Below are 13,970 nucleotides of genomic sequence, written 5' to 3' on the forward strand. Positions count from 1 at the left end.
CCTGGGGGTTTCGCGTGGAGCGGGTGACGAGAATCGAACTCGCGCTCTCAGCTCGGGAAGCTTGGGTTTCTTGACTGCGGATGCTGGGCTGACCTGCGGCACACGGCCAACACGCTGGCCTCGACCGCCGGCGCGAGCACCCGTGAGCTGACGACCCGCATGGGCCACAGCAGCTCACGCGCCGCGCTGATCTACCAGCACATGACCAGTGACCGTGATCGGGCCATCGCCGATCGGCTCGGGGCCGTGATCCGTAAGGGGGAGGGCGAGACTCCCCGGCGAGGGGATGTGGACTCATAGTGGATTAACTGGCACGCGTGTGGCACGGCCTTGAACAAGACGAAGGGCCAGCCTGGGAGGAAACCCTCCTGAGCTGGCCCTTTTGCTGTGCCCCCGGCAGGATTCGAACCTGCGACACCCGCTTTAGGAGAGCGGTGCTCTATCCCCTGAGCTACGAAGGCGGGGTGGATCGGTGGCAGGCCGGTGTGCGGCTGTGCCACCGTCCACAGTGTAGCGGCTGGTTTCGTCGGCGCCCGAGGGACGCTCGGCGCAGGGGGGGCCGGGTGACCCGGGGTGGGATCGCGAGCCGTTCGGCTCGGGGCCGAGGGGGCCGGGATGGTCAGCGGGTGGCCAGGATGTCCAGGTAGTGGCGGTTCTGCATGATGCCGAGGATGTTGCCGAAGGGGTCGACGACCGAGGCGCCGACGAAACCCTCGCCGAATTCGCGCAGCGGCTCGTGGGGGGTGGCGCCCAGGTCCAGGAGGCGGGCCAGGGTGGCTTTGACGTCGTCCACGTGCCAGTAGGTGACCGCGCCGCCGGGCGTGTCGGTGTGGGCGCCCAGGTCCGTCATGAACTTGCTGTCCAGCAGGCCCAGTTCGTGCTGGTAGTCGCCGATGCGGAACTCGGCGTAGCCAGGGCGCTCGAAGTACGGCTCGATGCCGAGGAGTTCGGTGTACCAGCGCTTCGCCGCCTCCAGGTCGGCGGCGTGGAAGCGGACGGTGGTGAGGCCTCGCAGCATCGGTACTCCTCGGTCGAGCGGTGGGGGGACGGGGGTGTCGGCGCGGTGGCCCGCGGGGTGCGGGTACGGGAATCACCGTAGGGCGGATATAGGTCGGGTTCTGGCCTAGACGGGGCCGGGGCGTGTGTTCGGTAGGCAAGTCGAGAAGGAAGGGTGATCGGAGCGGTCCTGTCCGTGCGGTGTTACCTCCGTAATCTTTTTGGAGGTAACAGGCTCACGACTCGCGGAGTCACAGACTCACAGCCTCACGGGAGGGACCACCCGATGATCACCCTTGCCTCGCGCCACTACTACGAGACTCAACTGCCGCTGTCCGAGGACCCGTTGCTGATCGCGGCCCGGCTCGCCGACTCCGGTCTGCACGAGTCGTACGTCGTCTACGAGAACGGGGGGAGCTGGGCGTACGCGGGTGGGGTGCGGGCCGAGCTGACCCTCGACCGCGACGGGGCCCGGCTCGTGCAGGAGGGGCTGCCGGCGGCCGAGCTGCCGTGGAGCGCGCAGCCGCTGAAGCTGGTCTCCGAGCTGCTCGCCCAGGTCGAGGTGCCGTACTGGCGCGCCTACGGCTGGGCCGCCTTCGAGCTGTCGTACGCCAAGGACGGCGACCGCCGGCACCTCGGGGACCAGCGGCTGATGCACCTCGTCGTGCCGCGCGCCGAGGTCCGGTTCGGGGAGGGGCACGCGCTGCTGCGTGCCGCCGACCAGGAGACCCTGGACGCCCTCGTCAACACCGTCGTCGACAGCGCGCAGGCCCCGGGCGGGCAGCCGGCCCCGCTCGACGTGTACGCCACCGACGGGACCCGCTACCGGGCCGCCGTGCAGGGCGCCGTCGACGACATCAACGCCGGTGAGCTGCACAAGGTCATTCTGTCCAGGGTCGTGGAAGTGCCCGGGGAGACCGATCTGACCGCGACCTACGTCGCCGGGCGGCGCGGGAACAACCCGGCGCGGTCGTTCATGGTCAGTCTCGGCGACGTCGAGGCGATCGGCTTCAGCCCGGAGATCGTCGTCCAGGTCTCCGAGGACGGCCGCGTGGTCAGCCAGCCGCTGGCCGGGACCCGGGCGCTCACCGAGGACCTGCTGGTCAACGAGAGCCTGAGGGCCGACCTGTTCGGCTCGCCGAAGGAGGTCTACGAGCACGCCATCTCGGTCAAGGTCGGCGCGGACGAACTGGTCGACGTGTGCGTCGAGGGGTCCGTCGAGGTCCCCGAGTTCATGGCCGTACGGGAACGGGGCAGCGTGCAGCACCTCGCCTCGCGCGTCGCCGGGAAGCTGGCCCCCGGGCGGGAGGCATGGGACGCCTTCGGTGCCGTCTTCCCCGCCGTCACCGCCTCCGGTGTGCCCAAGGCGGCGGCCTACGACTCGATCCGCCGCTACGAGACCGAGACCCGCGGGCTGTACAGCGGCGCCGTGCTCACCGTGGACCACTCCGGCGCCATGGACGCGGCCCTGGTGCTGCGCAGCGCCTACCGGCAGGGCGGCCGCACCTGGCTGCGGGCCGGCGCGGGCATCGTCGGACACTCCACGCCGGAGCGGGAGTTCGAGGAGACCTGCGAGAAGCTCGACAGCGTCGCCCGGTTCCTGGTGCCCGCGCGGCCCGAGGACGCGTGATGAGGATCCTCGGGGACGTGCACCTGGCCGGCATCGGCAGCTGGCTGCCGGAGGCCGTCACCACCCAGGAGGCCGTGGACCGCGGCTGGTACGCCTTCGCCGACCGCGAGGGCTCCGGGATGCGGGCCGTACGGGTCGCCGGGGAGGTGCCCGCCCCGGAGATGGCCGTACGGGCGGGACGGACCGCGCTGCGCCGGGCCGCCGACGCCGCCGGACTCACACCGGACGACTACGGGGCCCTGCTGCACGCCGCCACCTACCACCAGGGACCCGACGGGTGGTCCGCGCCGCACTACGTGCTCCGGCACACCCTCGACCGGCCGCTCACCGCCGCCCAGATCGGGCCGGGCTGCCTCGGGATGCTCGCCGCGCTGGAACTCGCCGCGCACCGGCTGACCGCCGACCCCTCCCGGGACGCCGTGCTGGTCACCTCCGCCGACAACTTCTCCGCGCCCGTCGTGGACAGGTGGAACTCCTCCAAGCTCTTCCTGCTCGCGGACGGCGGTGCGGCCGCCGTGGTCTCGCGGCGGGGCGGGTTCGCCCGGCTGCTGTCCATCGGCTCCGCCTCCGCGCCCGCGCTGGAGGAGATGCACCGCGCCGGCGAGGAGCTCTTCCCGCCCGGCATCACCGTCGGCCGCTCGCTCAACTTCGAGGAACGCAACGCCCATCTGCGCCGCCGGTGGGAGCAGGGCACGGCCGCGCCCGCCGTGCACTTCGGGGACGTGGTCGCCGACACCGTCGACCGGGTCCTGGAGGAGGCCGGCACCAGCCTGGAGAAGGTGACCCGGATCTGCCACACCGGGTACGCGCGCGGCGCGCTGCACAGCATCTACCTCGCCCCCCTGGACGTCGAACCCGCGCTCGGGACCTGGGAGTTCACCCGGGACATCGGGCACGTCGGCGCCGCCGACCCGTTCATCGGCCTGGAGCACCTGTGGGCCCGGGGCGAGGTCGGACCGGGAGACCAGGTGGTGCTGCTCGCCGCCGGGCCCGGCATGGAGGTCGCCTGTGCGGTCGTGGAGATCACCGCCGGGCACCGCGAACAGACCGCGCACCCCGCTCACCGCCCCACAGCCGAGGAGGACCACCGATGATGCTCGAAGGGTGCACGCCCTGGCCCGCCGAGACCGCCGCGCGCTACCGCCGCGCCGGACTGTGGCGGGGCACCGACCTCGGCTCGCTGCCCCGCGCCTGGGCCGAGGCGTACGGCTCCGCCACCGCCCTCGTCGCCGGGCGCGAGCGCCTCACCTACGCCGAGCTGGCCGACCGGGTCGACCGCAGGGCCGCCGGGTTCGTCCGCGAGGGGGTGCGGCCGGGCGACCGGATCGTGCTCCAGCTGCCCAACGTCCCCGAGTTCGTGGAGGTCGCCTTCGCGCTGTTCCGGGCCGGCGCCAAGCCGGTGTTCTCGCTCACCTCGCACCGGGCGCAGGAGGTCCGGCACCTGTGCGAGCTGTCCGGGGCGTCCGGGTACGTGGTGCCGGGCCGCTTCCGCGGCTTCGACCACGCCGGCCTCGGGCGGCGGCTGGCCGCCGAACTCCCCGCGCTGCGGCGGGTGTTCGTGATGGACGGTACGGGGGTCACGGACGGCGACGACCTCGTCGTACCCCTGGAGAGGGTGACCGCCGACCCGCTGCCGCTGCCCGCCGGCGATCCGTCCGACGTCGCCTTCTTCCTGCTGTCGGGCGGTACGACCGCGCTGCCGAAGCTCATTCCGCGCACCCACGACGACTACGCGTACCAGACGCGCACCGTGGCGGCGCTGGCCGGGCTCGGGCCCGGGGCGGTGTATCTGGCCGCGCTGCCGGTGGAGTTCAACTTCACCTGGGGCTGCCCGGGGGTCGTCGGGACGCTGTCGTGCGGGGGGACGGTCGTGCTCGCGCCCGATCCGACCGCCGACGACTGCTTCCGGCTGATCGAGGCCGAGCGCGTCACGCTGACCTCCGTGGTGCCCACCGTGGCACGGCTGTGGCTGGAGGAGGCCCAGTGGACGGACGCGGACCTGTCCAGCCTGCGGGTGCTGCAGATCGGCGGGGCCCGGCTCGAACCGGAGCTGGCCGCGCGGATCACGCCCGAGCTCGGCTGCCGGCTCCAGCAGGTGTTCGGGATGGCCGAGGGGCTGCTCACCATGTCCCGCCCGGACGACGACCCGCACTCCGTGCTGCACACCCAGGGCCGGCCGGTGTCGGACGCCGACGAGGTGCGGATCGTCGATCCGTCGACCGGCGCGCCGGTTCCGGCGGGGCAGGCCGGCGAACTCCTGACCCGGGGCCCGTACACCCTGCGCGGCTACTACCGGGCGCCCGAACACAACGCCCGCGCCTTCACCGAGGACGGCTTCTACCGCACCGGTGACCTGGCCAGCGTCACCCCCGAGGGCCGGCTGGTCGTCGAGGGGCGGATCAAGGACGTGGTCATCCGGGGCGGGGACAAGATCGCCGCCGGTGAGGTGGAGGCCCATCTCGTGGCCGTGCCCGGGGTCGCCGCCGCGGCGGTGGTGCCGGTGCCCGACGAGCTCCTCGGTGAGCGGATCTACGCCTTCCTCGTGGGCCGGGGCGAGGAGCCGCCGCCGGCGCTGAGCGTGCTCAAGGCCGCCCTGCAGGGGCGCGGGCTCGCCGACTTCAAGCTGCCGGACCGTGTCGAGTACGTCGCGGACCTGCCGCTCACACCGCTCGGAAAGATCGACAAGAAGGTCCTGTCGGCGGCCGCCGCCGACCCGGCGCGCTCCCGCGACTGGGGTACCTCCCGGGCCGACCGGGCCCCTGCCGCAGCCGCCCCGACACCGACGAGGTGAACCGCCATGACCGTACCCACTGCACTCACCGCGACCGCGACCACGACGGCTACCGCGACCGCGTCCGGCGTGACGCCTACGGCTTCCGGCGTGGGCCCCGCGGCCTCCGCCGCCGGCACGACCGCGTCCGCGGCGAGCGCCGCCGTCCCGACCGCCGGGAGCCTCCCGGCCCCGGCCCCGGCCCCGGCCCAGGCCCCGGCCCCGGCCCAGGCCCCGGCCCCGGCCCAGGCCCAGGCCCCGGCCCAGGCCCCGGCCCAGGCCCAGGCCCAGGCCCTGGCCCTGGCGCAGGCCCCGGAGACGACCGCGTCCGCGGCGAGCATCACGGCGTCCGCCGCGAGCGCCGCCGTCCCGGCCGCCACGAGTCCGACGGCCCTGGCCCCCACGGCCCCGGCCCCGGTCCCGGCCTCGACCCCGGCCCCGCCCGCGACCGCTTCCGCCGCGTTCGCGGCCGCGCCCGCGTCCGTCGAGATCCCCTCGGCATCCGCCTCGGGCACCGGCGTCGCGTCCGTCGCGAGCTCCCCGGCATCCGCCGCGCACCCCGCTCCCTCCGCCACCTCCCACCCGGCCCCCTCCACCACCCCCTACTCGGACCCCTCCACCTCCCACCCCGCCCCCTCCTCCGTGGCCAACCCTTCCCGTACCCGTGCGCGGGTGCCGCGTCGTACCGTTCCGCTTTCCGTGGACGAGGTGCGGCGTGATGTGGCCACCGCGATCGGGCAGGCGCCGGAGGCGGTCGGCGGGGACGTCAATCTGGTGCATCTCGGGCTCGGTTCGCTGGAGACGATGCTGCTGGTGACGCGCTGGCGCCGGCAGGGCGTGCCCGTCGACTTCGCCGCGCTGACCGCCTCCCCGACCCTGGACGCCTGGCACCGGCACCTCACCGAGGCCTGGGCCGCTCGGGACACGGCGGTGGCGTGATGGGCGCCCTGCTGATCAGAGGCGGGGTGCTCTATCCCGCCGACACCACCGACCGGGTCGTGCCGGACGGCGCGGTGCTCGCCGTGGACGGCGTGATCGTCGCCGCGGGGCCGCGCGCCGAGGTCGAGGCGGCGGTCGAGCCGCACCACCGCGAGGGCGGGCTGCGCATCATCGAGGCCCACGACCGGATGATCCTGCCCGGCTTCGTCAACGCGCACTGGCACGAGATGTTCGCGATGCGCTTCCCCTTCAAGGGGGCGCTGCGGACCGCCTCGGACCGCGACGACAAGCCCGTCTTCATGGCGCTGGGCGGTGACGTGCCGCAGATCTCCGTGGTCTTCGACGCCTTCCACGACCACGTGGACCGGCTCACCCCCGACGAGGCCCTGGCCATCGCCCGCTACTCGATGTGGACCCAGCTGCGCTCCGGCGTCACCGCCCTCGGCGACGTCGGTTCCCTCAACAAGCCGCAGGCGCTGGCCCGGGCGGCGCGGGAGCTCGGGATGCGCCTCACGGTGAGCACCTGGGCCGCCGACGCGGTCTGCGCCCCCGGCGACAGCCGGTTCCGGCGCACCCGTGACACCGACCTCGAACTCCAGCGCGTCGAGGAGCTGCTGGACGCGTGCGAGGCCGATCCGGAGGGTCTGGTCCGGGCCTGGCCGACCGCGGTCTACGGCACCAACATGAGCGACGAACTCGCCGCCGGGTTCGCGGAACTGACGGCCCGTTACGACGTGCCGTTCGCCACCCACGTGGGCGCCCTGCGCAACGAGGCCGACGTGATGCTCGCCTACTACGGGGCCACCCCGGTGCGGCGGTTCGCGGACGCCGGGCTGCTGTCGAAGCGGTTCATGGCGGTGCACTGCGGCTTCGCCGACCCGGGGGAGCGGGCGCTGCTGATCGACGCGGGCGCGCACATCAGTCACTCGCCGGCGAAGTACGGGCAGGCCGGCGAGTCCACGGTCTCCGAGACCCGGGCGATCCCCGAGTTCCGGCGGGCCGGCCTGGACGTGTCCGTGTCCACCGACGGCGCCGCCGTACCGCTCGGCGGCATGCCGGAGGCGATGCGGGCGGTGTGGCAGCTCTACAACGAGATGTACGCCGACCCCACCGAGGTGCTGCCCACCGACGCCCTGGCGATGGCCACCCGGCTGCCCGCCCGGGGTCTGGACCAGGGGGACCGGATCGGCAGCCTGGAGCCCGGCAAGCAGGCCGACCTGCTGCTCGTCCCCGCCGCCGACTGGCGCTATCTGCTCAACCCGCGCCCGCTGGAGGGCTTCCTGTCGCTCGGCGGCTCGATGGACGTGGAGACGGTGATCGTCGGGGGCCGGGTGCTCGTCGAGGACGGCCGGTCCACGGCCCTGGACGAGGACGCCCTGGAGGCGGAGTACCTGGAGGCGCTGGCCTCCTTCACGGTGCGCTGCCTGGGCGTGGACGCCGACGCGGTCGCGGCGAGCCTGCGCCGCCGTACCGAGACGGTCGACCGGCGCCGCCGGGCGGCCGCCGCACACCACACGGGATGGAGGGGACAGTCATGAGCGGCGCACACGCGGCTCTCGACGGCAGGACGGCCCTGGTCACCGGCGCCGCGGGCGGCATCGGGGCGGCGGTGGCCCGGCAGATCGCCGCCGCCGGCGCCCGGGTCGCGGTGCTCGACGCCGACCGGGCCGCCCTCGGGCCGCTGGCGAAGGAGCTGGCGGCGGACGGCGCGCGGGTGCTGGCGCTCGGCGCCGACGTGCGCTCCAGCGCCGAGGTGGACGCGGCGGTGGACCGCGCGGAGTCCGAACTCGGCCCGCTGGACTGCCTGGTGAACGCGGCCGGGGTGCTGCGCACCGGCGAGGTCACCGGATACAGCGACGAGGACTGGGACTTCACCTTCGCGGTCAACGCCACCGGTGTCTTCCACGTGAGCCGGGCGGTGGTCGGCCGGATGGTGCCGCGGCGGCGCGGCGCGGTGGTGACCGTCGCCTCCAACTCGGCGGGGGTGCCCCGCTGGAACATGGCGGCCTACGCGGCGTCCAAGGCGGCGGCCACCAGCTTCACCAGGACCCTGGGCCTGGAGGTGGCCCGGTACGGCATCCGCTGCAACGTCGTCGCGCCCGGCTCCACCGAGACCCCGATGCTCACCTCGATGTACCCGGAGGGCGACTTCGCCCGGCCCTCCGTCGACGGCTCGGCCGCCACCTTCCGGGTGGGCATCCCGCTCGGCAAGCTCGCCCGGCCCGAGGACATCGCGCACGCGGTGCTCTTCCTCCTCTCCGAGCAGGCCTCCCACATCACCCTGCACGACCTCGTGGTGGACGGCGGCGCCGCGCTCGGCGCCTGAACCCCCCTTCCGGACTTTGGAGTTGACCATGGCGATCCCTCTCATCGACCCGTATCCCATGCCGGCCGAGGACGAACTCCCGCGCAACACCGCACCCTGGACGGTGGACCCGGCGCGCGCGGTGCTGCTCGTCCACGACCTGCAGAACTACTTCCTGAGCCCCTTCGGCCACGGCGACCCCGACGCCGGCGGCCGGCAACCGCTGACCGATCTCCTCGACCACACCGAGGCGCTGCGCGGGGCGTTCGCCGACGCCGGCGCCCCCGTCGTCTACACCGCCCAGCCCGGCGGCATGACCGATGAACAGCGCGGGCTGCTGAAGGACTTCTGGGGCGCCGGGATGAGCGCGGACGACGAGCACCGCGCCATCCCGGAGCGGATCGCGCCGGCGCCCGGCGACGAGGTGTTCACCAAGTGGCGGCCCAGCGCCTTCTGCCGCACCGACCTGCTGGACCTGCTGCGCCGCACCGGCCGCGACCAGCTGGTGATCTGCGGGGTGTACGCCCACGTCGGCATCCTGATGACCGCGCACGAGGGCTTCTCGCACGACATCCAGACCTTCGTGGTGGGCGACGCGATCGCTGACTTCTCGGCCGAGCGCCACCGGGAGACCCTGGACTACGTCGCCACCCGCTGCTCGGTGACCCTGCCGACGCGGGCCGTGCTGGCCGCGATGGACGGGGGGCGGTCATGACGGCCCACCCGGTCCTGGAACGCATCCTCGGTGCCGACCCGCCGCCGTTCGCCCTGCTGCACCGGCCCGACGCCACCGGGCCCGACCGGATCGACGTACTGACCGGGCGGGTCGCCGTGCACGACCTGATCGCGGACATCCCGCTCAGCCCCGCGGGGGAGGCGGCCGGGGAGCGGCACGAGGTGCTGGCGCTGCTGCCGTACCGGCAGATCCGCGAGCGCGGGTTCGCCTGCCCGGACGACGGGGCGCCGCTGCTCGCCCTGGCCGTGGACGACCAGGCGGTGCTGCCCCTGGCGGACGTCCTGGAGCGGCTGCCCGACCTGCCGATCGACATGGACGAGGGCCGTTTCGACGCCGACGACGAGGAGTACGCGGCCCGGGTCCGCCGGGTGCTCGCCGAGGAGATCGGCCGGGGCGCCGGCGCCAACTTCGTCCTCAGGCGTACGTTCACGGCGCGCATCGAGGGCTGGTCGGCGCGGACCGCGCTGTCGTTCTTCCGCCGGCTGGCCGGCCGTGCCCCGGGCAGTCACTGGTCGTTCGTCGTGCACACCGGGGACCGCACCTTCGTGGGCGCCTCGCCGGAACGCCATGTGAGCCTGGACGCGGGCCGGATCGTCATGAACCCGATCAGCGGGACGTACCGCTATCCGCCGGGCGGCCCGGACCCGGCCGAGGTGCTCGGCTTTCTCTCCGACCCCAAGGAGGCCAACGAGCTGTACATGGTCCTCGACGAGGAGCTGAAGATGACCGGCCGGGTCTGCGACCTGGGCGGCAGGGTCACCGGGCCGTTCCTGAAGGAGATGGACCGGCTCGCCCACACCGAGTACCTCATCGAGGGGCACAGCTCCCTGGACGTACGGGAGATCCTGCGCGAGACACTGCTCGCGCCGACCGTCACCGGGGGCCCGCTGGAGAGCGCCTGCGAGGTGATCAGCCGTCACGAGCCGGAGGGGCGCGGGCACTACGCCGGGGTCGCGGCCCTCATCGGACGGGACGCGGCGGGGCGGCGCCGGATGGACTCGGCGATCCTCATCCGCACGGCCGAGGTCGACGCGGCGGGCCGGGTGCGGATCCCGGTGGGCGCCACGCTGGTGCGCGACTCCGATCCGGCGGCCGAGGCCGCGGAGACCCGGGCCAAGGCGGCGGGGCTGATCGAGGCGCTGCGGGCGCCGGCGGGCGGGCGGCCGGGGGCGGCGGGTGAGCGGCGCACGCCGCTGTCCGCGCATCCGGCGGTGCGTGCGGCGCTGGCCGAGCGCAACCGGCCGCTGGCCGGGTTCTGGTTCCGGGACCCGCGGGAGCGGATGCGGCCGGACGCCGCGCTGTCCGGGCGCCGGGTGCTGGTGATCGACGCCGAGGACACCTTCACCCACATGGCTCGCCATCTGCTCCAGGCGCGCGGGCCGTACGTCGACGTGCGCCGCCACGACGAGGAGTTCCGGCTCGGCGACTACGACCTGGTGATCGTGGGGCCCGGGCCCGGTGACCCCCGGGACACGGCCGACCCGAAGATCGCCCGGCTGCGCGGGGTGACCACCGAACTGCTGCGGCGCGGGATCCCGTTCCTGTCCGTCTGCCTGGGCCACCAGGTGCTCAGCACCCTGCTCGGGCTGCCGCTGGTGCGCCGGACGGTGCCCAGTCAGGGGGTGCAGCGGGTGATCGACTGCTTCGGGCGCAGTGAACCCGTCGGCTTCTACAACACGTTCGCGGCCCACAGCGCGGCCGAGCTGATCGACTGCGCCGGCCGGGAGGGCCTGGTCCGGGTGTTCCGTGAGGCGGACGGAGAGGTGCACGCGCTGCGCGGACCGGGCTTCGCCTCGGTGCAGTTCCATCCCGCGTCGGTGCTGACGCGGCGCGGTCCCGAGCTGCTCGCCGAGCTGATCGCGGACCTGCTCGGAGAGGTAACGGGACCTTATCGGGAGGCCGTTGTCCAGGACGCGATACCGGCATAACGTTTTCAGTGGTAGCAGGGCCCGGTGCGGCGGGACCCGGTTCCGGCCGGGCCGCCCGCCTCCCCCGTACCCCGCGGCCGTCGTCTCCCCCTGTCTCCACCCTGTCTCCACCCCTCTGGGTCTCCACCCCTCTTGCCCTCTCCCGCCGCCCCACCCCTGGAAGGAACCGTCCGATGCGCTTCGACAACATCTGGATCGCCGGCACCGGAGGCACCCTCGGCGAGTTCGAGCCGGTGGCCGCGGCGGTCGCCGACGGCCGGTACTCGGCCGAGGCCGCCGAGAGCACCGGCATGATCAGCTACGCGCGGGCCACCCAGGCGCCGCCCGAGATGGCGGTGACCGCGGGCCGGCAGGCCGTCAAGGACGCGGTGGAGAAGGGCGCGCGGATCGACACGGACACCGTGCTGCTGCACAGCCACGGCCACTTCCAGGGCATCGACCTGTGGCCCGCCGCCTGCTGGATCGCCCGTGAACTGCTCGGCGAGCACGTCGACTCCACACCCACGACGGTCAACGCCTGGTCCAACGGCTCGCTCGCCGCGCTCGACGTCGCCGCCTCCACCCTCCTCGCCCGCCCGGACGTGCCGTCCGCGCTGATCACCCTCGCCGACCGCTTCGCGCCCCCCACCGACCGCTTCCACACCTCCCCCGGCATGGTCTTCGGCGACGGCGCCGCCGCCGGTGTGGTCACCCGCGACGGCGGGCGGCTGCGGCTGCGCTCCCTGGTGAGCCGCACCGACACCGTGCTGGAGGGACTCTCCCGTGGCGCCGAGCCGTTCCGCACCTCGCCCGAGGGGCAGCCCGACATGCGGCGCAGGACCCGTGAGTTCCTCGCCTCCGGCGAGGTCTCCCTGCGCGACGTGCACACCCGCGTCGCCGACTGCACCCGGCGGGTGGTCGCCCGCGCCCTGGACGAGGCGGGCGTCGGCGCCGACGGCATCGACTGGTTCCTGACCCCGTTCGTCGGCCGGACCCTGTACCGCGAGAGCTTCGTACGACCCCTCGGCATCACCCCGCGCAACACCGTCCACGAACTCGGCCTGACCATCGGCCACCTCGGGCCCTGCGACCAGATGTACGGCCTCGACCACCTGCTGCGGAACGACCTGCTCGAGCGCGGCGACCGCATCCTGGTGATCGGCACCGGCATGGGCTTCACCTTCTCCGCGGCGGTCCTCACGGCCGACGGCGTCTGAGCGCCTCCGCTCCACGCGTCCGTCCCGAAGCGTCCCGCTCGAAAGCGTCCTCCTCGAAGAAACGGATCACGACCATGACCCCCTTTCGTACCGCGAGCGTCGCCCCCCAGCCGACGGCCACCCCGGCGCCCGGTCCCGCCGCGCTGCTGCCCAGCCCGGAAGCCCTGCGCGCACGGATACCGCTGTCGGCCCTCGCGAAGAAGACCACCGCCCTGACCCGCCGCGACATCGCCCGTGCGCTGAACGGCCAGGACGACCGCCTCGTCGTCGTCACCGGCCCGTGTTCGGTGCACGACCCGGAGGCCGCCCTCGGCTACGCGGAGCGCCTGTCCGCGCTGGCCGCCGAGACCCGGGACCACCTGATCGTCGTCATGCGGGTGTACGTGGAGAAGCCGCGCACCCGGGTCGGCTGGAAGGGGCTGCTCAGCGATCCCCGCCTGGACGGCTCGGACGACCTGCCCAGCGGGCTCGGGCTGGCGCGCGGCCTGATGGCCCAGATCGCCGGCACCGGGCTGCCGGTGGCCTGCGAGTTCCTCGACCCGCTCGTCCCGCACTACCTGGCCGACGCCGTCGCCTGGGGCGCGATCGGCGCCCGCACCGTGCAGAGCCAGGTGCACCGTCAGCTCTCCAGCGGGCTCACCATGCCGATCGGGTTCAAGAACACCACCGACGGCGGGGTCCGGGACGCGGTGGACGCCGTCGTCTCCGCCTCCCGCCCGCACGTCTACCCCGGCATCGCCGGGGACGGCCGGGCCGCCGTCGTCGCGACCAAAGGCAACCCCGACGGCCACGTCGTGCTGCGCGGCGGGGCCGACGGCCCCAACTACGGTCCCGACGAGGTCGCCGCCGCCCTCGCGGAGCTGGCCGCGGCGGGGCTGCCGCAGCAGCTGATCGTCGACGCGAGCCACGGCAACAGCAACAAGGACCACGAGCGGCAGCCGCTCGTCGTCACCGACATCGCCACCCGGATCGCCGCCGGTGAACGCGGCATCGCCGGCGTCATGATCGAGAGCTTCCTCGCGGCCGGCCGCCAGGACCTCGAACTCGGCCGCACCGACCGCCTCGTCTACGGCCAGAGCGTCACCGACGCCTGCGTGGACTGGCCGACCACGGCCGCCATGATCGACGAGCTGGCCACAGCGGTGAGCACCCGCCGAACCCTCACTCCGACACCCGCCTGACCCCGCCCCGGCTCCACCCCCAGGGCCCCTCCGGGCTCCGCCCCGCGAGGTACGTCTGGGTCGGCCTCGTGACATGCGCCCGACTCGCGGCCGCAAGGACACGCCTGGCTCCCGCCTCGTGAGACACACCTGGGTCCGCCCCGCGCGGTACGCCCGGCTCCGTCCGCGAGGTGCCCGACCACCGCCCCGCGAGGCCGCTCCCTGCGCCCGCCGGGTGCGGGACGCCTGGCTCCGTCGCGCACCGCAGGTCGCCCGGCTCCCGCCCCGGACGACGGGTGCACACCTGGCT

At 74.0% G+C, this 13,970-nt stretch carries 11 protein-coding genes, 1 tRNA gene and 1 pseudogene; 11 read left to right on the top strand and 2 right to left on the bottom strand.

What is annotated here, in order from left to right:
• Positions 1–90: 90 nt before the first annotated feature.
• A pseudogene (locus tag ACFY30_RS09170) lies at positions 91–300 on the top strand (site-specific integrase); the annotation flags it as partial.
• Between the two features lie 88 nt (positions 301–388).
• Here ACFY30_RS09170 and ACFY30_RS09175 read toward each other — a convergent pair.
• Together ACFY30_RS09175 and ACFY30_RS09180 are read right to left on the bottom strand one after the other, a co-directional pair.
• Positions 389–461 (bottom strand) — tRNA-Arg (locus ACFY30_RS09175).
• 158 nt (positions 462–619) lie between these two features.
• Entirely contained in the window at positions 620–1,018 is a 399-nt protein-coding gene (locus ACFY30_RS09180; protein WP_390659198.1) for a VOC family protein, read from the bottom strand.
• A gap of 264 nt (positions 1,019–1,282) precedes the next feature.
• On the opposite strand from ACFY30_RS09180, the gene ACFY30_RS09185 reads away from it, so the two are divergent.
• From ACFY30_RS09185 to ACFY30_RS09230, 10 genes are all read left to right on the top strand, one after another.
• Positions 1,283–2,626, top strand: coding sequence for a salicylate synthase (locus tag ACFY30_RS09185; protein WP_390844509.1), 1,344 nt, complete (start codon positions 1,283–1,285; stop codon positions 2,624–2,626).
• Positions 2,626–3,720 carry a ketoacyl-ACP synthase III family protein gene (locus ACFY30_RS09190; RefSeq protein ID WP_390844510.1) on the top strand — a complete coding sequence of 365 codons (1,095 nt, stop codon included), beginning with the start codon at positions 2,626–2,628 and terminating at the stop codon, positions 3,718–3,720. The genes ACFY30_RS09185 and ACFY30_RS09190 overlap by 1 nt, the downstream gene beginning before the upstream one ends.
• Positions 3,717–5,417 carry a (2,3-dihydroxybenzoyl)adenylate synthase gene (locus ACFY30_RS09195; RefSeq protein WP_390844511.1) on the top strand — a complete coding sequence of 567 codons (1,701 nt, stop codon included), beginning with the start codon at positions 3,717–3,719 and terminating at the stop codon, positions 5,415–5,417. The genes ACFY30_RS09190 and ACFY30_RS09195 overlap by 4 nt, the downstream gene beginning before the upstream one ends.
• 6 nt (positions 5,418–5,423) lie before the next feature.
• On the top strand, positions 5,424–6,335 hold the full coding sequence (locus ACFY30_RS09200; RefSeq protein WP_390844512.1) for a phosphopantetheine-binding protein: 912 nt from the start codon (positions 5,424–5,426) through the stop codon (positions 6,333–6,335).
• Positions 6,335–7,873, top strand: a complete 1,539-nt coding sequence (locus ACFY30_RS09205) for an amidohydrolase family protein (RefSeq protein WP_390844513.1) — start codon at positions 6,335–6,337, stop codon at positions 7,871–7,873. The genes ACFY30_RS09200 and ACFY30_RS09205 overlap by 1 nt, the downstream gene beginning before the upstream one ends.
• Entirely contained in the window at positions 7,870–8,661 is a 792-nt protein-coding gene (locus tag ACFY30_RS09210; RefSeq protein WP_390844514.1) for a 2,3-dihydro-2,3-dihydroxybenzoate dehydrogenase, read from the top strand. The genes ACFY30_RS09205 and ACFY30_RS09210 overlap by 4 nt, the downstream gene beginning before the upstream one ends.
• A gap of 28 nt (positions 8,662–8,689) precedes the next feature.
• Positions 8,690–9,355, top strand: a complete 666-nt coding sequence (locus tag ACFY30_RS09215; protein ID WP_390659191.1) for an isochorismatase family protein — start codon at positions 8,690–8,692, stop codon at positions 9,353–9,355.
• Positions 9,352–11,304 (top strand): anthranilate synthase family protein, encoded by a 1,953-nt coding sequence (locus ACFY30_RS09220; RefSeq protein ID WP_390844515.1) that lies wholly within the window; start codon positions 9,352–9,354, stop codon positions 11,302–11,304. Before ACFY30_RS09215 ends, ACFY30_RS09220 begins: the two co-directional genes overlap by 4 nt.
• 173 nt (positions 11,305–11,477) lie before the next feature.
• On the top strand, positions 11,478–12,500 hold the full coding sequence (locus ACFY30_RS09225; RefSeq protein ID WP_390844516.1) for a ketoacyl-ACP synthase III family protein: 1,023 nt from the start codon (positions 11,478–11,480) through the stop codon (positions 12,498–12,500).
• Between the two features lie 74 nt (positions 12,501–12,574).
• Positions 12,575–13,681 (top strand): 3-deoxy-7-phosphoheptulonate synthase, encoded by a 1,107-nt coding sequence (locus ACFY30_RS09230; protein WP_390844517.1) that lies wholly within the window; start codon positions 12,575–12,577, stop codon positions 13,679–13,681.
• The last annotated feature ends 289 nt before the right edge of the window (positions 13,682–13,970 follow it).

It is taken from the genome of Streptomyces sp. NPDC000345 (assembly GCF_042898825.1).
Lineage (GTDB): Bacteria > Actinomycetota > Actinomycetes > Streptomycetales > Streptomycetaceae > Streptomyces.